At 49.3% G+C, this 23,003-nt stretch carries 21 protein-coding genes and 1 pseudogene; 10 read left to right on the top strand and 12 right to left on the bottom strand.

What is annotated here, in order from left to right:
• The first annotated feature begins 273 nt into the window (after window positions 1–273).
• From tri1 to LC084_RS18815, 4 genes are all read left to right on the top strand, one after another.
• Window positions 274–1,371: an ADP-ribosylarginine hydrolase Tri1 gene (gene tri1 / locus LC084_RS18800; RefSeq protein WP_226572822.1), complete on the top strand. Its 1,098-nt coding sequence runs from the start codon at window positions 274–276 to the stop codon at window positions 1,369–1,371.
• 101 nt (window positions 1,372–1,472) lie between these two features.
• A complete protein-coding gene (locus LC084_RS18805) occupies window positions 1,473–1,784 on the top strand; it encodes a DUF805 domain-containing protein (RefSeq protein ID WP_226572823.1) in 312 nt (103 codons plus the stop codon).
• A gap of 105 nt (window positions 1,785–1,889) precedes the next feature.
• Window positions 1,890–2,147, top strand: a complete 258-nt coding sequence (locus LC084_RS18810; RefSeq protein ID WP_226572825.1) for a helix-turn-helix domain-containing protein — start codon at window positions 1,890–1,892, stop codon at window positions 2,145–2,147.
• A gap of 191 nt (window positions 2,148–2,338) precedes the next feature.
• Window positions 2,339–3,331: an Rpn family recombination-promoting nuclease/putative transposase gene (locus tag LC084_RS18815; RefSeq protein WP_226572827.1), complete on the top strand. Its 993-nt coding sequence runs from the start codon at window positions 2,339–2,341 to the stop codon at window positions 3,329–3,331.
• Between the two features lie 151 nt (window positions 3,332–3,482).
• Here the strand turns inward: LC084_RS18815 and LC084_RS18820 are convergent, their stop codons facing one another.
• The 5 genes from LC084_RS18820 to LC084_RS18840 form a co-directional block, all read right to left on the bottom strand.
• Entirely contained in the window at window positions 3,483–4,778 is a 1,296-nt protein-coding gene (locus LC084_RS18820) for a histidine-type phosphatase (protein WP_226572828.1), read from the bottom strand.
• 18 nt (window positions 4,779–4,796) lie between these two features.
• A complete protein-coding gene (locus tag LC084_RS18825) occupies window positions 4,797–5,492 on the bottom strand; it encodes an oligogalacturonate-specific porin KdgM family protein (RefSeq protein WP_226572829.1) in 696 nt (231 codons plus the stop codon).
• 466 nt (window positions 5,493–5,958) lie between these two features.
• A complete protein-coding gene (locus tag LC084_RS18830) occupies window positions 5,959–7,152 on the bottom strand; it encodes an amino acid aminotransferase (RefSeq protein ID WP_226573037.1) in 1,194 nt (397 codons plus the stop codon).
• A 26-nt stretch (window positions 7,153–7,178) separates the two neighbouring features.
• The gene (locus tag LC084_RS18835) at window positions 7,179–7,793 is read right to left on the bottom strand and encodes a YitT family protein (RefSeq protein ID WP_226572831.1); all 615 of its coding nucleotides are present in this window, start codon (window positions 7,791–7,793) and stop codon (window positions 7,179–7,181) included.
• Between the two features lie 251 nt (window positions 7,794–8,044).
• Window positions 8,045–8,524 (bottom strand): Lrp/AsnC family transcriptional regulator, encoded by a 480-nt coding sequence (locus tag LC084_RS18840; RefSeq protein ID WP_036113765.1) that lies wholly within the window; start codon window positions 8,522–8,524, stop codon window positions 8,045–8,047.
• A gap of 329 nt (window positions 8,525–8,853) precedes the next feature.
• Between LC084_RS18840 and LC084_RS18845 the strand changes: the two genes are divergently transcribed.
• Entirely contained in the window at window positions 8,854–10,236 is a 1,383-nt protein-coding gene (locus LC084_RS18845; RefSeq protein ID WP_226572833.1) for an amino acid permease, read from the top strand.
• Window positions 10,237–11,712: 1,476 nt separating this feature from the next.
• Entirely contained in the window at window positions 11,713–11,925 is a 213-nt protein-coding gene (locus LC084_RS18850) for a YdgH/BhsA/McbA family protein (RefSeq protein ID WP_226572835.1), read from the top strand.
• Window positions 11,926–12,167: 242 nt separating this feature from the next.
• Here LC084_RS18850 and LC084_RS18855 read toward each other — a convergent pair whose 3' ends face one another.
• From LC084_RS18855 to LC084_RS18885, 7 genes are read right to left on the bottom strand one after another with little or no spacing between them, the layout of a single operon-like run.
• Entirely contained in the window at window positions 12,168–14,264 is a 2,097-nt protein-coding gene (locus LC084_RS18855; RefSeq protein ID WP_226572837.1) for a flagellar biosynthesis protein FlhA, read from the bottom strand.
• Window positions 14,254–15,384: a flagellar biosynthesis protein FlhB gene (gene flhB, locus LC084_RS18860; RefSeq protein WP_226572838.1), complete on the bottom strand. Its 1,131-nt coding sequence runs from the start codon at window positions 15,382–15,384 to the stop codon at window positions 14,254–14,256. The genes LC084_RS18855 and flhB overlap by 11 nt, the downstream gene beginning before the upstream one ends.
• Window positions 15,384–16,163 carry a flagellar biosynthetic protein FliR gene (gene fliR / locus LC084_RS18865; protein ID WP_226572839.1) on the bottom strand — a complete coding sequence of 260 codons (780 nt, stop codon included), beginning with the start codon at window positions 16,161–16,163 and terminating at the stop codon, window positions 15,384–15,386. Before fliR ends, flhB begins: the two co-directional genes overlap by 1 nt.
• Entirely contained in the window at window positions 16,163–16,432 is a 270-nt protein-coding gene (fliQ, locus tag LC084_RS18870; protein WP_226572840.1) for a flagellar biosynthesis protein FliQ, read from the bottom strand. Before fliQ ends, fliR begins: the two co-directional genes overlap by 1 nt.
• 4 nt (window positions 16,433–16,436) lie before the next feature.
• Window positions 16,437–17,180, bottom strand: a complete 744-nt coding sequence (fliP, locus tag LC084_RS18875) for a flagellar type III secretion system pore protein FliP (RefSeq protein ID WP_226572841.1) — start codon at window positions 17,178–17,180, stop codon at window positions 16,437–16,439.
• Window positions 17,177–17,578, bottom strand: a complete 402-nt coding sequence (gene fliN / locus LC084_RS18880; protein WP_226572842.1) for a flagellar motor switch protein FliN — start codon at window positions 17,576–17,578, stop codon at window positions 17,177–17,179. Before fliN ends, fliP begins: the two co-directional genes overlap by 4 nt.
• Entirely contained in the window at window positions 17,571–18,464 is an 894-nt protein-coding gene (locus LC084_RS18885; RefSeq protein WP_226572843.1) for a FliM/FliN family flagellar motor switch protein, read from the bottom strand. Before LC084_RS18885 ends, fliN begins: the two co-directional genes overlap by 8 nt.
• A 522-nt stretch (window positions 18,465–18,986) precedes the next feature.
• Here LC084_RS18885 and LC084_RS18890 point away from each other — a divergent pair.
• The 4 genes and pseudogenes from LC084_RS18890 to LC084_RS18905 form a co-directional block, all read left to right on the top strand.
• Window positions 18,987–19,949: pseudogene (locus LC084_RS18890) on the top strand (sigma-54 interaction domain-containing protein); the annotation flags it as partial.
• 23 nt (window positions 19,950–19,972) lie between these two features.
• Window positions 19,973–20,323 carry a flagellar hook-basal body complex protein FliE gene (gene fliE / locus LC084_RS18895; RefSeq protein ID WP_226572847.1) on the top strand — a complete coding sequence of 117 codons (351 nt, stop codon included), beginning with the start codon at window positions 19,973–19,975 and terminating at the stop codon, window positions 20,321–20,323.
• Window positions 20,324–20,333: 10 nt separating this feature from the next.
• Window positions 20,334–21,998, top strand: coding sequence for a flagellar basal-body MS-ring/collar protein FliF (gene fliF, locus LC084_RS18900; protein WP_226572849.1), 1,665 nt, complete (start codon window positions 20,334–20,336; stop codon window positions 21,996–21,998).
• Window positions 21,967–23,001 carry a flagellar motor switch protein FliG gene (locus LC084_RS18905; protein ID WP_226572851.1) on the top strand — a complete coding sequence of 345 codons (1,035 nt, stop codon included), beginning with the start codon at window positions 21,967–21,969 and terminating at the stop codon, window positions 22,999–23,001. Before fliF ends, LC084_RS18905 begins: the two co-directional genes overlap by 32 nt.
• The last annotated feature ends 2 nt before the right edge of the window (window positions 23,002–23,003 follow it).

Here is a 23,003-nt window from a genome sequence, read left to right on the forward strand (position 1 = left end):
CTCTATAATGAGGTAAACTGCTTGACTACTTGGGTAGGTATTGGGTAAAAACAATATATATCACCTCCACAATATGGCGTTACGTGGGAATTCGAGTGGGGGAATATTACAGTGCAATCTAATCGCGAAACATTTGAATGTGGTATATATATAACATGGCCATTGTTACCCATTGGTTAATTATGTGGTTTTTTTAAAAGAATTAAAAATTTGAGTTGGAGCTTGTTTATATAAGTGACATCATAAGGTCGCTCTTGATATTAGGTGCATAAAATGACTGATTTACACCATGACCTTTCCGTTCTTAATAAAATAGTCAAAGAGAAGTATCTTCATACTATCCCAGAAGCATGGTGGCATGATTTTAATAACGGTTGCGAATTAACTGTTGATTATTCTCCATGGCTGAAGTGTCAAAATCCCCCGCCACAATGGCTTGCGTCTGTTGAGCCGGAATGCAGCAGAGCCTTGCTTCTGGATAAAGCCAGAGGCGCACTGGTTGGCCTGGCGGTGGCAGATGCGGTCGGTACCACGCTGGAATTTTTACCCCGGGATCAGAAAAATATCAGTGACATGGTTGGCGGTGGCCCCTTTGGGTTAAAACCCGGGGAATGGACGGATGATACGTCGATGGCACTTTGCCTGGCAGAAACCTGCCTGCACTGTGGCAAAGTGGATCTGACCGATTTTCGCAATCGCATGGTTAACTGGTACCACTATGGTGTGAACAGTGTGAATGGCATTTGCTTTGATATTGGTAATGCCACCCGCTATGCACTGGACAGCTATCTGCAACATGGCCCGGAATGGTTTGGAAACACAGATGCCAACACAGCGGGCAATGCGGCCATTATCCGGCAGACCCCCGTTGCTGTCGCGAATCGCCACTCACTGCTTCACACACTTGTCTGGTCTGAACTGCAGGGTAAAGCAACACACTGTGCGACGGAATCAGTAGACTGTTCCCGCCTGTTTGGCGTGTTACTGCACCATTTGCTGAATGGCAAAAGTAAAACAGAGGCACTGAGTACGAAGGTGTGCCCACTGAACGCCAGAAGTGCGCTGATTAATGCCGGAAGCTACCGGCATAAAACCCGCGATGAAATCCGTTCCAGTGGCTATGTGATTGATACCCTGGAAGCCGCGCTATGGGCTGTCTGGCACACCGATAACTTCCGGGATGCCGTGTTGCTCGCCGCCAACCTGGCGGATGACGCAGACAGTGTGGCAGCTACTGCCGGGCAACTGGCTGGTGCACTTTATGGCTGGCAGGGCATCCCGGCAGAGTGGAGAACGAAACTGGCGCAGCATGAGCATATTGTGTCGCTTGCTGACAGGTTGTTTCAGCTGTCATCTTCTTCTGATGCGTAATAATGGCTGCCTGCGTACCCAGGTGTGACTGTTATCTCGCCCTTTCCTGCTTTCTAACCTGCACAATAATACAACCATCTTTTTAATACTGCGGACATGCAATGCGTATACTCAGGGTCCTGAAAAAAGGTATTTTCTCCACGTTCAGTTACGAAGGGAGGGACACCCGGTTTGAATATGGTGTCGTGTTCATTTTTCAGTGCCTGTGGTACTTCGGCTGGCTGAGATTATCCTCTGCGGAGGATACCAGCATTATTCTGTTACTGTGTTTTATCCTGCCGTTACTGGCCTCCGCGGTTCGCAGAATAAATGACGCTGGTTATTCGCGGTTTGTGATTATTCTGTTGGTGTTTTTCCCTTATATCCTTTTCCCCTTCCTGTTGTTGCCTGCCACAGTGAATAGTAATCAGTGAATTTTTAATCTGTCTCCCCACTACGTTCCTCGTAGTATCCCCGCATAAAAAACCTTCGTAATATCTTCGTGTACCTCTCATTGCTTACGCTAATAAGGAAAGCCCATGCAAAAAGAGAACTGGCACCCGGCAGATATCATTGCAGCACTGCGCAAGAAAGACACCTCAATGGCGGCGGTATCGCGCCATGCAGGGTTAAGCTCCTCAACGTTGTCGAATGCGCTAACCCGCCCCTGGCCGAAAGGCGAATATCTGATAGCTCAGGCAATTGGTGTGCATCCGTCAGAAATCTGGCCGGAGCGTTATTACAAAGATGGCAAGATAATCGACAGAAGCCAGCTAATGCGCCGCCTGGGTGAATAACATCGGAAAAATATTGCCTGTGTGCCTGTGCAGGCAATCAACAAAGCTGGTGCATATTTCACAGGATATGCACCAGGGCTGCGTACCGGTACGCAAAAATCCAGGAAAGTACGGGTTGTGTAACGAAAGACCATGATCCGGGCAAACAGGCAGTGCTAGCCTGCACAGGAAACAGACCAGGGACGGATCAAATGAACAAGGAAACCACCGGGGCGATGCCGCATGATGCCGCATTTCGCCAGTTTCTTACCCAGCCAGAAATCGCACGGGATTTTATGGAGCTTCACCTTCCGCCACCGTTACGGGCTGTTTGTGATTTCAGTACGCTGAAACTGGAATCCGGCTCTTTTGTGGAAGATAACCTGAGCCAGTATTTCAGCGATATCCTTTACAGCCTGAAGACTACGACGGGTGATGAAGGCTATATCTATGTGTTGATTGAGCACCAGTCCACACCAGATAAACAGATGGCGTTCAGGTTATTACGTTATTCCGTAGCAGCCATGAAACGCCACCTGGATGCCGGGCATACCACACTGCCGCTGGTGATCCCGGTGCTCTTTTATGCCGGGAAACGCAGCCCTTACCCCTACTCCAGCCGCTGGCTGGATGCATTTGCAGACCCGGAACAGGCGGGCAAGTTGTACAGCCAGCCTTTCCCTTTGGTGGATGTTACGGTAATTCCTGATGATGAAATTGCGCACCACCGCAGTATGGCCGGGCTAACGTTGTTACAGAAACATATTCACCAGCGTGATCTGGCAAAACTGGTGGATAAACTTGCACCAATTTTACTTACTGGCTATCTTTCGTCATCACAGGTAGTTACCCTGGTAAACTATATTTTACGGGCGGGTGAAGCAGCAGATGCCAGAGCGTTTATTAAGACACTGGCACAACGTGTACCACAACATGGAGAGGCACTAATGACCATTGCACAACAATTGGAACAACTCGGACGTGAGGATGGGCGGAAGCAGGGTATACGTGAGGGTGAGCAAATTGGGATAAGGAAAGGTGAGCAAATCGGGATAAGGAAAGGCGAACAAATCGGGATAAGAAAGGGCCAGAAGCTGGCTGTGCACAATTTCGCCAAAACTCTTTTGCAACGTGGCTCGGACCGGGATTTTATTATGGAATTAACCGGCCTCTCGGAAGAGGAACTGGCGCAAATTCACTTCTGATTATTCACTCCCTGGAGCAATGTATAGCTGTGGACCTGCTGATGTTGATGTTGACGCAGAATGTTACCCGCCTCATCGCCTTCGTTTTGGTAAACCGCCTCAGCCCATGAACAGCCCCACCGGCAGGCTGTTCATGGAATGCAAACCGTTATTACTGAAACACAGCCACATCTTTGCCATCGTCGACCAGTTGCTGGCGCACATGGCTGACAAATTCAGCAAGCGGACACAAGGTGCCGACATCTGTTTTCTTGCACCATGAGGCCTGGAATTCCGCTTCGGGTAACGGGTGTTGCGCGTTCAGTGGTGAAAGCTGGCGCCACTGGTCCAGAGTACGGGCAGTGAATGTAATGCGCACCAGTTGCTCGCCGGTTTGGGTATTTTTGTAGCGAGCCAGGTTCAGGCTGCCGCCGGGAGGAATGTCGTTGCGTGGGTAAACCGGTAACTGCCAGTTAAACCCGAGCATGGTTTGAATTTGGGCAATATTGGTGTCATGGCCAACCAGCATCACCAGTGGACGTTGCAGTGCCGGGTTAATGGTTTGGCTGGTTGGGTTTTGTGTTCCGGCAGTGAGCGCATTAAGTAGCTGGCGCATCAGAATGGAACCACCGTGACGGGCATATTCTGGGGTATCACTCACCAGGTCATATTTCGCGGCATGCAGGGCCATCAAAGCGCTGACTTGCTCTGCGTTGGCAGCGTGGCCAAACGCCACCTGATCCAGTGGCAGGTTTTCACTGTATTGCAGGCGAATGGTTTCCCCCATTGAAGACCCTTCAGAAACCGGCCCGCCCAGTTTTACCTTCCCGTTATCACTGATTTTAACTTTCCAGGGTTTATCCAGAAACTTACAGCTGTCTTTATCTTGAGTGCATACCGCCTGGCGCAATAAATCAACGGCAGGCTGATAACGCTTCGCAGCTTCTTCCGGGCTCCCCATACGCGCCATGACTTCTTGTTTCACCACGGCCATATCCGGGTGTGCCAGCCCCATATCCAGAGTGTCGAACAATGGATCTTGTGGGGTGGAGGCGGAATGCACCGCAATACCGCAGCCGGGAAACATGCCATCGACCAGAGCCATACCTGTAGCTTTAGTGCGCTGGTCTGGCGCAGCCCATACCCAAACGCTGCCCTCTGCCGGGCAGTGTTGCTGTTCTTTTAAGGGTAAACCTTGTGCCAGCCATTGCTGGAGCTGGTAAGCCCCTTGTTGTGCCACGCCCATATAGCCGTGCCCGGTTAAAAAACCATCCGGTACTGTCCATTCAGGCCAGGCCTGGCCGGTGGCTTTCTGTAGTGAGGCGCTGTCGGTTTGTGGGCGCACGCCGTGGCGGCTCAGGGTAACCACTTTTTCGAGCACGTAGTTAGATGCTTCGGCGGCACTGGCGACGGGAGCGATACCGGCTACTAATGTTGCCAGCAGCAGTTTTACTGTCAGAGTCTTCATATTGCGCTTTCCTGGTGGTTAAAGAGAATAAGTGATACCCACACCAAACTCAGTCTGGCGTTGAGAGGTATCGTCATCCACTGACTCATTTTTGAATGAGATATAAGGTAGCAGATGTTGGGTAATCTGGTAGCCGAGGTCCAGTTCATACTCGTAGTCGCTGCGGCTTTTATTGTAGAGGTCCATATTCCCGAGGTAATAGGTGAGGGTATTGGTGACTTCAATGGCACCAAACTTTTGGCCATATTCAGCGTCTACCCGGTTAACCCGCTTCGTGTCTTTCTCTCTTCTGTCTGAAATTTCATAACTGTATTTAAGAGAAAACTTAGTGTCACTGGAGTAGCGGTATTTTAATTTTAACGAAGGTTTATATTTGTCTTCATTTTTCTTGATGGTCCAGGCCATTCCGGGTTCCAGTGCCCATCCGCGAGTAACATTCGCACTGTAATTTAATTTAAATTCCTTTTCTCTGAGTTTGTTATTATCAAAAGCATCGCCTTCATCGCCATTTTCTTTCTTCTTTGGTGAAAATTTAAACTTGGCGCCTACCCCAATGCCAGAGTCAAAGCGGTGGCTGCCTTCAAGTTTTTCGGTATGTTGTTTGGAGATATCTTCATAAGTGTGGGTGTAACTGAGGTCCATGGCATGGGAAAAATGCAAAGGCAGCAAAAGAATAGCTGGCAAACTAATAGCGGTGAATGTATTTTTGTTCATGATTAGCGCATCTTAAATAAGATAAAAGAGATGCTGAAATTTATTTTAAGAATATTTATTTTTTATGACGGAAATATTTCATTTTTATTTTGTAACGGGCTTTTTATAAAATAAATATCATTGGGAAGCTTATTTGTGTCGTTTTTCAGGTATTAAATTAGGTGAGATTAATCGTGGTTTTTTGTGTTTTGGGGAAAGTTTCAGTGTGTGTAAATCGATTTGTTGTTTTACTCATAAAAAACCCGCTGGTTTACCAGCGGGTGAATCTGATGACAAACCTCATGTCCGCACAGAATGAGAGGATTTCACCCAATAAAAAACCAGGAAAATCAATTTATTGATTTTCGGCTGCTAACTAAAAAGAAGGAAAAACCACGCTTTTTCCTTCTTTTTCATCAATCTGACCCGCTGGTAAACCAGCGGGTAAAAACAAGCCAACCCAATAATCACACTTAAGAAATCGTTTTTACTGCACGGCAGCAAATGCTTCGGCAACCGGCACGACATTGTTGTGGTTAAGCCCGGCCATGCAAACACGCCCGCTGGCAATCAAATACACACCCAAATCGTTGCGCAGTTTATCCACTTGTTCCGGGCTGAAGCCGGTATAACTGAACATGCCGCGCTGGGTCAGCAGGTGGTCAAAACTATGTTCGGGCAATGCCGTTTTCAGTGTATCAACCAGCACCTGGCGCATTTCACTGATACGGGTGCGCATGGCATCCACCTCTGCTCGCCACAGTGCATTCAGTTCCGGGGTGTTCAGCACGATGGAAACTAACTGAGCACCATAGTTAGGCGGGCTGGAGTAGTTACGGCGTACGGTTGCTTTTAACTGGCCCAGCACCCGGCTGGCGGCAGCGGCATCTTCACACACCACAGATAACCCGCCCACACGTTCGCCATACAGTGAGAAGATTTTCGAAAAAGAATTGCTGACCAGGGCTGGCAGGCCAGCGCTGGCAATGGCGCGGATGGCGTAAGCATCTTCTTCAATACCTGCGCCAAACCCCTGGTAGGCAATATCCAGGAACGGAATCAGCTCCCTTGCCTGCAGGACTTCAATCACTTCATCCCATTGTGCATGGGTTAAATCAGCACCGGTTGGGTTATGGCAACACGGGTGCAGCAGCACAATGCTGTGTGCTGGTAACTGGCGCAGCGTATCCAGCATGGCAGTGAAGTTTACTCCGCGGGTTTCTTTATCGAAATACGGGTAAGTATGCACATTGAAGCCTGCACCGGAGAAAATAGCGATATGGTTTTCCCAGGTTGGGTCGCTTACCCACACATCTGAATCCGGGAAGTAGCGTTTCAGGAAATCGGCTCCAACTTTCAGTGCGCCAGAACCGCCCAAAGTTTGAATTGTGGCGATGCGCCCAGCTTTCAGCGCGGCGTGTTGCTCACCAAATACCAGGTGTTGCACCGCGCTGCGGTAGGCGTTCAGCCCTTCCATAGGCAAATACACGCTGGCACCGGCAGGGTGCTGTTCCAGCAGGAGACGTGCACGCGCTACCGCTTCCAGTTCAGGAATAATGGCTTTCTCGTTGTAATAAAGACCAATGCTCAGGTTGACTTTGTTTGGCCGTGGGTCCTGGTGAAATTTTTCCATCAGCGACAAAATCGGGTCGCCCGCGTAGGCATCAACATGCTGGAACAACATTTAATACTCCTGGTAGTCAGAGGTTACACCGCGTAACGTCCGGGGCGGTGATTCATGGCAATAATCAGATTCAGCAGTGTGGCGCCAACAATTGAGGCAACCAGCATCGGCAGGCTGACAACGAACAGAGAGGCAGTAACGATGCAGGCATCTACCGCCATTTGGAATTTACCAGCGCGGATCCCGCTTTTGTCCTGCAAGTAAAGTGCAAGGATATTCATGCCGCCAAGGCTCGCTTTATGGCGGAACAGCACCACAAAACCAACCCCCATTATGATGTTGCCAAACAGTGTGGCATAGAACGGATTGAGTTGGTCGATGTGAATAAAATGGCCATGCAAATCAGAAAACAGTGAAACCAACGCAACAGCACAAAACGTCTTCAGAGTGAATTGCGTGCCCATGCGGCGTATCGACAGCCAGTAAAAAGGCAGGTTAATTACGAAGAATGCCACTCCAAAGGAAATATGAGTGACATAGTGAATCAGGAAAGCCAGGCCTGCGGTCCCGCCAGTCAGTGCGCCAGACTGGCGTAGTAAAACTACACCAAATGAGATCATCAGTGTGCCAAATAGCAGGGCCAGCGTATCTTCCAGCCAGGTGTGGGCGAGTTTATTTGGGGTTATAACATTATCCATAAGAAATTATGATTTTTCAGTGGAACAGGATAAGCATAACCAGCAATAAACGCGCCAAAATCACCTTGTAATCAGGCTGAATGGCTGATTATTCACCGACATATTCGCTAACACCCTGATACATCAGGCTTGGGGTTTTGCGCGTTTTGTGCGTGTTTAATCTTTTATATGGTTGAGGTGTGCATGTAATGGCTTTTATACACACAATCTGGACCTGCGTGTTGCACCATAATAAAGCGTTATGCCCCGATTCAGGGCAACATGTCACTGCCGGGCATCATCAGGCCGTTTTCCTTCAGGCGATTCAGTACCACGGACGTTTTCAGGTGCGCGACACTTTTATTACGCGAGAGGATCTTACTGATTAAATCGCTCAGGCCTTGCAGGTCCTGGACGGCCACTTTCAGCAGGTAATCAGCATCGCCCGTGGTTTTAAAGGCATCAATCACGGCATCGACATCACGCAGCATGGTATGGAAGCTTTCCACGCAGTCGGCAGTATGGTTCAGCAGGCGGACTTCAATCAGCCCCAGCACTTCACGACCAACAGCATCTGGTGCCAACCGGGCGTGGTAGCCAAGAATGAGTTGCGCCTGCTCCAGTGCGATGCGCCGCCGTGAACACTGGGAGGCAGACAGGCCAATCAGCTCGCTAAGTTCCTGGTTTGTCAGGCGTCCATTGGATTGCAGCAGGTTGAGGATTTTTACATCAAAGTCGTCGATATTGTACATAAGCCCGGTATCAGCGCAGGAAAAGTGGCTTACAGACTAGCAGTTTTTTCCCTTATGCGAAGCTTTGCTGTATGTGCATTTTTTGCTCTGCACCAATATGGATCTGTTTTGTGCATTAAATGGCTATTTTGTGCGTGAACAATGTGTAATCTGTATTAAAAATACGCATATCAGTCTTTTTGTAACTAATTATTCACATTTTGTGAATGTGCTGGGTGATTTAAATTATTTTTTGTATCAATTAGTTAGTGTTTTCTCTTGAGGAAAACCTTAAGCCTGGCCTGATAGTTGCTCCCTCCGGCTGTAACCTTTTGGACCCGGAGATGGTAATGGCTACTCAGCAAAACGATAACGAATTAAAACGTGGTTTAAAAAACCGACACATTCAGCTAATTGCACTGGGAGGCGCGGTTGGTACCGGGCTATTTTTAGGGATAGCGCAGACCATTCATATGGCCGGGCCTTCGGTTCTGTTGGGCTATGCTATCGCCGGGTTAATCGCCTTTTTTATTATGCGCCAGCTGGGTGAGATGGTGGTGGAAGAGCCGGTTGCTGGTTCCTTCAGCCATTTTGCTAATCGCTACTGGGGGCCGTTTGCCGGGTTTATGTCCGGCTGGAATTACTGGGTGCTGTATGTACTGGTGAGTATGGCCGAGCTGAGTGCTGTGGGCATTTATATCCAGTACTGGTGGCCGGAAGTGCCTACCTGGGTTTCTGCTGCGGTTTTCTTCCTGGTGATTAATGCGATTAACCTTACTCACGTAAAAGTGTATGGCGAGCTGGAATTCTGGTTTTCCATTATCAAAGTGGCGGCGATTGTCAGCATGATTGGCTTCGGTGCATATTTGCTGATAAGCGGTCATGGTGGTGCTGAAGCCACAGTGACTAATTTGTGGCAGCAGGGCGGTTTTTTCCCCAACGGCATTAGCGGGTTAGTGATGGCGATGGCGGTGATTATGTTCTCTTTTGGTGGTCTGGAGCTGGTGGGGATTACGGCTGCAGAAGCCGATAACCCGGAACAGACTATTCCCCGCGCCACTAACCAGGTTATCTGGCGCATTCTGTTGTTTTATGTTGGCTCTCTGGCGGTGTTGTTGTCGTTGTACCCATGGCAGAAAGTGGTGCAGGGCGGCAGCCCGTTTGTGCTGATTTTCCATGCACTGAATAGCAACCTGGTTGCCAATATTCTTAACCTGGTGGTGCTCTCTGCGGCACTCTCGGTTTACAACAGCTGTGTTTATTGCAACAGCCGTATGTTGTTTGGCCTGGCGCAACAGGGTAATGCACCGCGTGGGCTGCTGAAAATTAATCGCCGGGGTATTCCATTGGCAGCACTCGGGGTTTCTGCACTGGCAACCGCGCTGTGTGTGCTGATTAACTACATTATGCCGGGCAAGGCGTTTGAGCTGTTGATGGCGCTGGTGGTTTCTGCCCTGGTGATTAACTGGGCGATGATTTGTATTACGCACCTGAAGTTTCGCCAGGCGATGCAGCGTGTAGGGAAAACTACGCGTTTTAAAAGCCTGGGGTATCCGCTAACAAATATTCTGTGTCTGGTTTTCCTGGCCGCGATTCTGGTGATTATGTTTATGACTCCGGGGATTCGAATTTCGGTGTGTTTGATTCCGGTGTGGCTGGTGGTGCTTGGGGTGGGGTATTACCTGAAGAAGAAGCGTGCCGGGGAGGCGGAGCTGGTGTCGGGGAGTTTGTGAGTGTTTTGTTTATTGGACGTGTGCCGGTGTGGTGAGAGTTCCGTTCACTTGAAGTGATGCTGGTTCGGTGAAAGTTCCGTTCACTGAACCTGATGCCGGTTTGGTGAAAATTCCGTTCACTTCAAGTGATGTGGTTAATGTGGCTTCACGGCCGGTGAACGGGCTAAGGGGGCTTGCCCCCTTTGCAATCCCCGTATTCGCGGGCAACCGGTGCTGCGCACTGCGTTCACCTCCGGGCAGTCAGCCTGCGGCCGGCTCGACTCGGCATCCCTGCCTCGTTTCGCCTTATTTCGCCGTCCGGGCGGAATAACCTTGTCTTCCTTTCTGCGGTTCACCGGTTTTACGCGACTCAGCCAGCGCTGCGAGTGCGGGAGGGCTTGTGTTGTTCGGTGTGGCGGTGAGTGAAACTGGTGTTGCTGACACGGCGCGCAACGGGCGCTGTGCTGGCAGATCATTTTACTGTGGCAGCGGTACGTTAACTTTGCACTGATGCCGGTTCGGTGAAAGTTCCGTTCACTTGAAGTGATGAAGCTAATGTGGCTTCACAGACGGTGAACGTGTTAAGGGGCCCGCCCCTTAACAATCCGGTTTTTCGCGGGCAACCGGTGCTGCGCACTGCGTTCACCTCCGGGCAGTCAGCCTGCGGCCGGCTCGACTCGGCGTCCATGCCTCGTTTCGCCTTATTCCGCCATCCGGGCGGAATAACCTTGTCTTCCTTTCTGCGGTTCACCGGTTTTACGCGGTTCTGTCCAGGCTGTGAGTGCGGGATTGCTTGTGTTGTCTGGTGTGGCTGACACGGCGCGCAACGGGCGCTGTGCTGGCAGATCATTTTACTGTGGCAGCGGTACGTTAACTTTGCACTGATGCCGGTTCGGTGAAAGTTCCGTTCACTTCAAGTGATGTGGTTAATGTGGCTTCACGGCCGGTGAACGGGCTAAGGGGGCTTGCCCCCTTTGCAATCCCCGTATTCGCGGGCAACCGGTGCTGCGCACTGCGTTCACCTCCGGGCAGTCAGCCTGCGGCTGGCTCGACTCGGCATCCCTGCCTCGTTTCGCCTTATTCCGCCGTCCGGGCGGAATAACCTTGTCTTCCTTTCTGCGATTCACCGGTTTTACGCGGTTCTGTCCACGCTGCGAGTGCGGGAATGCTTGTGTTGTCTGGTGTGGCACTGGGCTTTGGATTTTTTGTTAACATCATAGCAACAACAGCACGCAATCGGTTTCGTGGCTTATCCCGGTTTAGTACCATAAAAGCAGTGCAATACACTGCAATTTAGCGAATTGTGCTCGATCATCTTCCATATCTCAAAGAACGCCCATTTTTTTGTCATTTTTTCTTTTTTGTAATCAATGAGTAATAAAAACGTGATTTAGATCGCACTTTTTGTCACTTACAAAATAATTAGCAGCCTTATTATACACCCCATCGAAGGCACACAGCCTTCCACCAGAAAGACCAAATTTAAGGAATATGACCATGAAAAGTATTAAAACTCTTGCTGCTGTTGCCGCTCTTTCTATGATTTCTTTCGCAAGCTTCGCGCAAACTGTTAGCGCAACTGCCAGCACTCTTGATGGCGCTGAAGCGAAAATCGCAGCTCAGGCTAAACAGCAGGGCGCTGACTCTTACAAAATTATCGAAGCCTTCAACGGTGACCGCGTTCACATGACCGCTGAACTGAACAAATAACCTATTGAGGTAGCGGATTAATCCACTACCTGATGATTGCCAGATTATTGCCTTTATTGTTTGAAACATGTTGTTTGACACATTACCCGCTACCCACTGCGAACCCGGTAGCAGTTAATGCGAGGAAGTGAACTACTCTCTCATTCCTGTCCGTTTTATCCCTGATGTACCTTCAGAGCGACACCGATGTCGCTCTTTTTTTTGCCCGTAATACTCCCAACCAGCACAATTCTTCTGCGCCATCAGGTAAGGTTACCCACAATTGCCAACTCACACTCATCAGGAACTTCGTTGTAAGAAAGCACATGTAGCCCACCCGCAAATAACCGTGCATAACGAGAAATGACTGGGCGCAACTGTGGAGCCACCAGCAATACAGGTGGCAGGCGTTTGGCTTTCATTTGCTCCTGCACCATCGGCAAGGTTTGCTGCAACTGGGACAAGATATTAGGGTCGACCGGGAAACTGTCCAGTGCCACTTTACCCCCCTGTTGTGCCTGATTCAGGGCATTAAGCAGCATGGTTTCCAGTGCATTATCCAGCGTCCATGCCGATAACCCGGAACGCTCACCATTGATTTGGTTAATCAATGCACGGCGCAGGGCATAACGCACATCGGATGTCAGCAACAAGGGGTCTTTTGTCAGAGCTGAACTTTCCAGCAAAGTAGCTGCAATACTGACGATATCTTTCAGGGAGACTTGCTCAAGTAATAACTGGCGATATACACGTAATAGCAACGAGTAGTTAAGCGCCTGCGCCAGGTCTTCGGCCAGTTTAGGGGCCAGGCTCGCAAGGCGTGAATTCAGGTGAGTAATATCATCGTAATTAAATAGTGCAGGTAAATGTTCGCGCGCCAGTTTGTTAACATGGGTCGCCACTACACTTGCGCAATCAACCACCTGGTAACCCAGTTGCAGTGCCTGCGCTTTTTGCTCCTGTGTAATCCACACGACTGCCATACCATAAGCCGGGTCGGTATCCAGCACACCATCAATCTCGCCATATAAATCGGCGCCAGGTATCGCCATCAATTTATCGGCGTGGACTTCACCAGTTCCAGCATGTACCCCATTGATATACAAAGCATATTGCGCAGGTTTTAGGCGGAAGTTTTCCCGTATCCGAATCTCTGGCAATAATACGCCGCTCTGCTCGGAAACGACCTGGCGCACACCACGAATGCGCTGGCTCAGTGGGCTGGTACCAGAAGAGTCAATCAGAGAAACCAGTTTATAGCCCAGGTTCAGGCCAATGGGTTCAACGACAGGGATCGTTTCCCAGCTCACGTCTGCCGTAGATTCAGGTGCCAGTGCTGATTGTACTTCCACCATGTCCGCTTCACTGTCAGCAGGAGTGATTCGCCGCCCTTGCCGCCAGGCCGCAAATAGCAACAGTGCGGTAAAACACAGAAACGCAATGTGTGGCATACCCGGTACAACAGCCAGGATAAACATCACGAACGCCGCGGTGTAAAGCACCTTCGGGTTTGCCAGCAACTGGCTTTTCACTTCGTGGCTGACATCATTTCCTTCACTGACACGTGTGACAATGATCGCCGCAGAGGTCGCCAGCAGTAACGAGGGGATTTGTGCGGCCAGGCCATCACCAATAGTCAGCAGTACATACTGGCGAAACGCCATAGAGGCACTGAGATCATGCTGGAAAATCCCGATACTCACGCCGCCAATCACGTTTATAACCAGCACCATGATCCCGGCAATAGCATCCCCGCGGACAAATTTAGACGCACCATCCATTGCGCCATAGAAATCCGCTTCTTTGCTCACTTCCTGGCGGCGGGTACGAGCCTGTTGTTGATCAATCAGCCCGGCATTCAGATCGGCGTCAATCGCCATCTGTTTACCAGGTAGGGCATCCAGTGTGAAACGAGCGGAAACTTCAGAGATACGCTCCGCCCCCTTGGTTACCACCACAAAGTTGATGATCATGAGAATCATAAATACGACGAAACCCACAACAAAATCACCGCCGATCACCACCTGACCAAAAGCTTCAATAACTTTACCGGCCGCGCCTTCGCCTTCATGGCCTTTTAGCAACACTACGCGTGTAGAAGCCACGTTCAACGTCAGGCGCATTAGGGTGGTAATCAGTAGCAGCGTCGGAAATATCGCGAAATCCAGTGGCCTCTGCATGTTCACTGATACCAGCAGCACCATTACCGCAAGTACAATATTGAAGGTGAACAGGATATCCAGCACCATTGGCGACAAAGGTAGAATGACCATTGCCAGGATACTGAGGAGAAGAACGGGAACCCCGACATGCGCCCGGCGTAACGCCGCCACGGCAGGTGCTAACTTACTACTCGCCATAAGATTGTAAGACCTCTTTGGGAATGGAAATTTGACGGTTCAGATGTGGCTCTGTTGCTTGCCCGGCACGCCAGGCTTTAATCTGCATGACATATGTAAGTACGTGAGCAATGGCCCGGTACAAGGTTGCCGGTATTTGTTGGTTCACTTTGGTGGTGTAATACACCGCGCGCGCCAGGGGCGGAAATTCAACGATTTCCACCTGATGCTCTTGCGCCAGCTCACGGATCACCCGTGCGATATCATCAGCACCTTTGGCGACAATCCACGGTGCCTGCGCTTTTTCAGGGTCATATTTTAGAGCCACGGCAAAGTGCGTTGGGTTGGTTATCACTACATCAGCGGTGGGAACGGTGCGCCGCATTTGGCCCATGGCCATTTGCCGTTGCAACTGGCGGATACGGCCTTTGATTTGTGGGTTTCCATCATTGTTTTTGTGCTCTTCTTTCACCTCCTGTTTGGTCATTTTCATCTTTTTGGTAAACAGGAAGTTGCTCAGCGGAATATCGAGCACAGCAAACACCACCATCACGGCAATAAACCACACTAATACGTGGTACAAAATGGAGAACCCCTGGTGAATGCCCTGCATTAAATAGAGACGTTGCAGGTGCAGCAGGTTGCTCATCTCGCTTAAGACCATGGAGTAAATAACCCCTAAAATAATTGCACATTTAAGGATCATCTTGCCCACATCAGACATATGGCTGGCAGCAAAAATCCGCTTTACTCCGCTGAGTGGACTGAGTTTTTTAAAATCAGGCTTGAGTTTGCTCAGTGCCACATTCCATCCACCCGGCACCAGGCTTGCCGCCATGCATACCAGCGGGATAGGTAACAAAGAAAAAATAACTCTAAGCAATACCCAGATATTGACCTGTGCAAATTGTTTTAACGCTTCCGGGTCATGGGTTTGCCCGGCCAGGCTTTCAATAGCGGCAAAAGATTCCCCTACAAGGTCGCGATACCAGGGCAGACATGCACTTATCACCATAAAAGAAGCCACCAACCCGGCGGCTGTAGTCATGTCTTTTGAACGGGGAAGGTCCCCCTTTTCACGCGCCTTACGCAGTTTCCCCGGGGTGGGTTTTTCGCTTTTATCACCAGAGGAACTGCTCATTAGTACGTCCTTATAGCTTCCAGTTTTGCCAGAATTTCATTAGTGAGATTAAGGTAGTGTTCCGGGATATTGCTCATCATCATGGCCACACACAGCAGCCCGAATAACATGCTTACCGGGAATCCCAACGAAAACAGGTTCAGCGTAGGTGAAATGCGGTTCAGCAGGCCAAAGCCCCCTTGCACAATCAGCATTACAAATGTGGTGGGCAACGCAATCAAAGTGGCTGAGGCCATAATCCAGCCCAGGCTTTCCACCAGCATCATCAATGTAGGGGTATTAATTGCCTGACCAGGAGGCCAGTAAATAAAGCCTTTATATAAAATAGTGACAACCAGCAAGTGCCCGTCCAGGGAAAAGAACAGCAGTGCGCAGAAGATAAAAATGACCTGGGAAATTACAGTGGTCGAGTTGCCATTCACTGGGTCATTCATCATTGCCATACCCAGGCCCATATTCATTGACAGGATATGTCCTGCAGTTTGCAGAGCAACAAACACCAGTTGTAGCGCCATACCAAATAACACACCCCACAAAATTTGCTCTCCCACCAGCAACAATGTGTGAAGGCTGAAAAATATTTCCGGGAGCGGGTAAGGTGGCAAGATAGGCCCCATTACTGCGGTTAACGCCAGTGCCAACGCAACTTTGCTGCGCCGGGAAAATGCCTGGTTATCCAGCACCGGGCTGAATTGCAGTAACGCCATAATGCGCACAAAGGGCAGCACCAGCGCTAACAGGCCATTCACCAACTGTTGAACCTCAGAGCCAGAGATCATCAGCCCACCAATGAAGAAGCCTGGTGGAAAATTTCCACCGTAAAATCGGCCAGCCGGGTTAGCATCCATTTCCCGGCAACGATCAAAATGGTGAGTGTGACCAACAGACGCGGTAGAAAGCTCAGTGTCTGTTCGTTAATTTGCGTCGTGGCCTGAAAAATACTCACACACAGCCCAACCAGCAGGCCAGGAACAATCGCCACGGCGGCAATCAGTAATACCAGTTGAATGCCCGAGGCCATAATGTCCCCGGCGAGATCCATATTCATTGCACTACAATCCTTGTACGCTGGCGGTGAGTGTGCCCACCATTAATGTCCAGCCATCGCACAGCACAAACAACATTAGCTTAAACGGCAGAGAGACAATCAGCGGGGAAAGCATCATCATCCCCATCGCCATTAAAATACTGGCAACAATTAAGTCGATAACTAAAAAGGGGATGTAGATCATGAAGCCTATCTGGAACGCGGTTTTCAGTTCGCTAAGCAAAAATGCTGGCGTAATAACTGTCAGATCCTGCTCGGTGGCATCCCCTTCCGTTCCTGCAATAGTCATTATCTGCCCTATCGCTTTTTTGTCTGTCTGTGCCAGCATAAACTGGCGTAACGGCGTGGCGGCGCGGGTTAATGCCTGTTGCAACGAGATTTCATCGTTCTGAAAAGGGGTAATCGCTTCCTGATGCACAGTGGTCCAGACCGGACGCATAACCAGTAAGGTCAGCGCCAGCGCAATCCCTGTCAGGATCTTATTCGGCGGGCTTTGTTGTAAACCCAGCGCCTGGCGCAAAATAGCCAGCACAATAATAAAGCGGGTAAAACTGGTCATCATCAAAACCATGATGGGCAGCAGGCCCAGCAAGGTCATCATGATCATAATTTCGATATTGACGTGATAATCCAGGCCCGAGCCGTTATCGCTGGTGCTGAACAGAGTAATTTCACCACCCGCTGCCAGTGCCGGTACAGCAAACAACATGGCTGCCAGCACTGGCAGAGCTAAATACCTGCGTTTCATGAGGCTAACTCACCTAAATCGTGGCTATTAAATTCAACAATACGCAGGCCATATTTGTCGTTAATCACTACCACTTCGGCTTTACCGAAAGGAATACCATTCACTTTGATATCCAGGGGGTCGCCAGCCAGTTTATCCAGTTCAATCACACTGTTGCTGTCCACCTCCATCAGGTCTGCCAGAGTGACATCCACCGATGCGACTTCCAGTGTCAGCATAACGGGAATACGGCTGAACAACGCCATCTTGCGGCGCTGCGCAACGTCATCTTCCACCGAATCTCGGCCCTGTATATCAAGACGCAGGTTGCCTTCAACCCGGTCTTCCATAGGCAACTCACCCAGGTCGATATCACTAAAATCCAGTGGCGTTTCCAGCCCATTTTCTAAATCAGTCATGATGTTTCTCAATCAGGTTGTCGTTAAAATCGCAAAAAAATAATTTCCCGCGCTCCTGAGCAATGCTGGCTGTCAGGATTTGTGCTTTATCCACAAAAACTGGCACTGGCTCATTGAGTGCAATGGGAATAATGTCCCCTGGGCGAATTTCGGCCAGTTGGTCAACCGTAAAAGTCATGCCAGTTAGCTTGCCACTGAGCCGTACAGGCATATGCGCAAACAAGTGTTCGAGGGCGGCTGGGGGTCGGCTCGGGGCCCCTTGAACAGTTCCGTTACGCAAGCGTTGTAATAAACGGTCAACCAATGCGTTATCCAGTAAAAGGTTAAAACACCCTTGTTGGTAACCATCCATTTTCAGTTGAATACACCCAGCCCACTGGTGAATAATCGTGCTGTGATCTTGCTCCGGGTTAATATCCACCCCAGTAACTGTGTTATCCAGCACCAGAGAAATAATGTCCTTGGCGATTTTATTCTTCAGCCGTTCTTCGGTTTTGGTTACCGGAATATTGAGATTATCCTGGTCATTCTCATTGAGAGAATCATTGCTGGTATCATCACTTAACCCATAATAATCATTCAGGATGCGCAACAATAAAGGCCGCTCAATATCAAAACCCACATTACCGTATCCAGTAGAATAAATTAGCGCATTGCGTAAATTCTTCCCTGAAGAAAATTCAATTGATGCCAGAGAGACATTTACTCGTAATTTCTTCAAAAAATAGATACTCAGCCTTGCATCTAAATAGTCAAAGTTATCATTTAACAGCTCAGGTAACTTATGCCAGGGCTTACCCAACTTACTGGCATCCAGATAAATAAGAGGCTCAACCTCATCAAGCTGATGGATTTTTATTCTCTTACGAAACATGTCCTTGTTCATTACATCTGTCCTTACAGGCAGTGATCTTTGCATTCCATGCGAAAAAATTGCGTTCTTCATTTAACTTTTCACAATAAAGTGCCGTTCTTAATCCCTGCCATATACTGAAACAAAGGATAGGTGTTAATTAGAACGTTATGAGCGTTAAAAAACAATAGCAATAAAATTATTATTGAATGAATAATTTCTTTTAATCCCCGCACCAAGAACCACTCAACACCATGATTTTAAAAGATTAATATTTTAATACCCATTAAAAATGAGACATTAATTCATTTGAAAGACATACTTAAGAAAAATCGAATGGAAGATTCTTACTAAGCAAAATCCGACATGAAAAATACCATTTCATTAATGGGTTTTTACCTCAAGATAAGATTCAACTTATAGAGAACGATCATTACTGACTTAATTATGTGCCAACAAAGCACAACCCTGAAAAATGAATAACGAGCACTTATGCGTACATTAGTAAAAATTGAAAACATGCACACCAATCGTTTCATTGCCAGCGATCCAAATAGTATGGATGCATTTTCTCTTGCGCATCGTGTAGCACAATTCCATGTTCCGGTGTTAATCACTGGCGAAACTGGCTCTGGTAAAGAGTGTATTGCTAAGTACATTCATGAGAATGCTTTTGGCGAAAATGCTCCCTATATTGGTGTGAACTGTGCAGCCATTCCGGAAAATATGCTGGAGGCTATGTTATTTGGTTATGAAAAAGGTGCATTTACCGGAGCAATAACACGTGTAGCTGGAAAATTCGAGCTGGCTAACGGCGGTACATTATTGCTCGATGAAATTGGCGATATGCCAATGGCACTCCAGGTAAAGTTATTACGTGTATTACAAGAGAATACCGTCGAACGTTTGGGTGGAAATCAGAAAATCCCACTCGACGTACGGATTATTGCCTCAACCAATAAAGATTTATCAGAAGAAATAGCCTGTGGCCGTTTTCGTGAAGATTTATATTACCGAATTGCTGTTATGCCTATTCATGTCGCTCCTTTACGGGAACGCCCACAGGATATTTTACCGCTGGCTCGCCATTTTATTCGTAAATATCACCAATTTCATGGTGCGGATATTCATCTTAGCGGTGATGCCTGTCAGGCTCTGGTACAACACGGCTGGCCGGGTAATGTGCGTGAACTGGAAAATGTTATCCAGCGCGGGCTTATCCTGTGTGATGGAACAGAAATCCATGCCCGGGACTTTGGCCCAGGCTACGTCACCAAAGAAGAGACTTGTGGGCACCAGACACAATCAGAGACAACGGGTGCAGCTCAGCCCCCAATACATCGCATGAAACAACAAGGCCGCCTGGCAGAATACCATTATCTGATTGAACTATTGCGCCGCCATGATGGGAATAAATCCCGTACGGCTGCGTTTTTAGGCATTACCCCACGCGCCTTGCGTTACCGTCTGGCTGCAATGCGGGAAGATGGCCTGGATATTGCCGCAATATCAAACTAACTGCACACATGAAAGGACTCATAATGGCACAACATCTATCCGGCGTAAGCCCGGTTGACGGGCAACGCGCCCTGGTTGAGGCGCTGGCGCAAACCGCTACTGCCGCAAGTTCCGGGATCAGCAGCGCCACGCAACCTACCAATCCAGCAGGCCAGCCCTCTTTCGCCGCGCTGATGAACAACGCCATTAATAGCGTGAACCAGCTCCAACACAGTGCCGCAATACAACAACATGCGGTAACGACAGGTCAGAGTGATGACCTGGCTGGTGCCATGGTTGAAAGCCAAAAAGCCAGCATTGCCTTCTCAGCGATAATTCAGGTTCGCAATAAGCTAACCCGGGCGCTGGACGACATCATGAATACACCTCTGTAAGGTGGCTATAGTGTTAAACAAACTCACCTCTCGCCTGAGCGCACTTGCGCTACCGGGCAACATAAATAAAACGCAATTGCTTATTGGTGCCGGTGGTCTGGTGTTGACCGGCGCGATTGTGTTATCCCTCTGGCGCAATGACCAGGGCTATGTAGCGCTCTATGGTAAGGCTGAAAATATTCCTGTCGCACAAGTTGTCGAAGTGCTGGGTACAGAAAATATTGCTTACCGGGTTAATCCGGTATCGGGCGATATTCTGGTTACAGAAAAGTCGCTGGCAAGGGCTCGTATGGCGCTAGCCGCCAAAGGAATTTCTGCCACACTGCCAGACGGCTATGAACTGATGGATAAAGAGGAAATGCTCGGTTCCAGTCAGTTTATCCAGAATGTACGTTACAAACGTAGCCTCGAAGGTGAATTGGCGCGTAGTGTGATGGCACTGGACGTCGTGGAACGCGCCCGTGTGCATCTTGGCCTGAGCGATGCCAGTTCATTCGTTCTCAATAACCGCCCAGAAAGCAGCGCCTCTGTACTGGTGCAACTGTTACCTGGCAGGCAACTTGATGATACGCAAATCGCAGCCATTATTCAGTTAGTCACCGGCAGTGTGCCGGGTATGAAACCCGCAAATGTCAGTGTGGTGGATAGCCAAGGTAACCTGTTATCAGAAACCTTTGCCGCCAGCCAGGGCAGTGCGATGCAAAGCCGCGCCAGCCAGGACGCTGTACAGCGTATTCGCACCGAGACTACCCATAATATTGCTGCACTGTTGGCCCCTTTGGTCGGCAGCGGCAACTTTCGCATTAGTGTCGCGCCTCAGGTGGACTTAAGCCACATTGAAGAAACACAGGAAAGGCTGGGAGAACAACCCAAAGTACGGGAGGAAAATCTCAGCGAAGAGAATACCAGCCGGGAGATGGCACTTGGAATTCCTGGCTCACTGAGTAACCGTCCGGCAACGCCGCCAGCAGAAGGCAATGCCACACAAAATACCGATAACCCATCTGGCCCCGTAGCCAGCCGTAGTAATGCACAACGCAGCTACGCATTTGACCGGGATATTCGTCATATTCGCCATCCTGGATGGAAGCTGGAAAAATTGCAGGTAGCTGTTGTCCTCAATCAGAGTGCACCCGCAGCCCAGGAACTGACACAAGAGCAGTTAGAAAACATCACACAGATGATTGAGCAGGCTGCAGGGCTTAATCCCAGCCGGGGAGATGTGCTCAGCCTGAATGTACTGGCTTTCAGCGACCCCCCCGCCCTACCAGATTTACCCGAAGACAAATGGTGGCAAGATCCGTCCATCCAGTTCTGGGGGCAAAATGCAGGGATCCTCTTGCTGGCACTGCTGGTATTACTGTTTGGTCTGCGTCCGTTGGTACGGCGCTTCACATCACCTACAAACTCGATGGCACAGTTGCCGCCAGCTGAAACGCAGTTGGAATCACAATCGCCTCTAACCTCTGCAGAAAACGAGGACGAAATACCACTGAAAACCTTGGCAAATAGCCCTTTCCAGCAGGAAGACAATCTGCCTCCGATGAGTTCCGGTTTGGAAACCAAAGTAGAGTTTTTGCAAACCCTAGCCAGCAATGAAACTGACCGCATGGCGGAAGTGATGAAACAATGGATTAGTAGCCATGAACGAAGCAACGAAAAAGAAAAAGAGTAGTAATCCACCAACAGATAGCCGCACTCCCCTGGAACAGGCCGCGATTCTGTTACTGAGCGTAGGCGAAGAAGCTGCAGCACAACTGATGCAAAAATTCTCACGAGAAGAAGTGCTGGTTCTGAGTGAAACGATGGCGCGCCTGCATGGAGTAAAAGTAAATCACGTGCGTCAGGCTATTAACCGTTTTTTCCAGGATTATAGTGAGCAAAGCGGAATTAACGGCGCATCACGCAGCTATTTGCAGGGTATTTTGCAAAAAGCACTGGGTAGTGAAATTGCCCGTAGTGTGATTAACGGTATTTACGGCGAAGCAATTCGTTACCGCATGACACGTCTGCAATGGGTGGATGTCCCGCAGTTAGTCGCGCTAATTGAGCACGAACACCTGCAATTACAGGCGGTATTCCTGGCTTTTCTACCACCGGATGTTGCCGCTAATGTACTGGATGCATTGCCAAAATCACGGCAGGACGAAATTATATGGCGTATTGCTCGTCTTGATGATGTTAACCGCGATGTTATCAATGAACTGGATCGTCTGATTGAACGGGGAGTGGCGGTTATTTCTGAGCATGGTTCTCGTGTCGCGGGCGTGCGCCATGCAGCAAATATAATGAACCGCATTCCGTCCAGTCAGGAAACATTGCTCTCTCAGTTGCGCGAGCGTGACGAGCAAATTGTCGATGCATTAAAAGATGAAATGTATGAATTCTTTATTCTCAGCCGCCAAAGCCCACAGACCCTGCAACGCATTATGGACGATGTTTCTCTCGAGGCATGGGCTATAGCCCTTAAAGGTACCGAACCGGTACTGAGCCAGGCCATTTACGGTGTGCTGCCCAAACGTCAGGCCACACAGTTGCAAAGCAGTACTGCGCGTCTGGGCCCATTGCCTGTCAGCCGCATAGAACAAGAGCGCAAAGCTATTATGGCCACGGTTCGTGAACTGGCAGAACAGGGTGAAATCGATATCCAGTTGTTTGCTGAACGTACCCTTGAATAACC

This window comes from Mangrovibacter yixingensis, assembly GCF_020523985.1.
Taxonomy (GTDB): Bacteria; Pseudomonadota; Gammaproteobacteria; order Enterobacterales; family Enterobacteriaceae; genus Mangrovibacter; species Mangrovibacter yixingensis.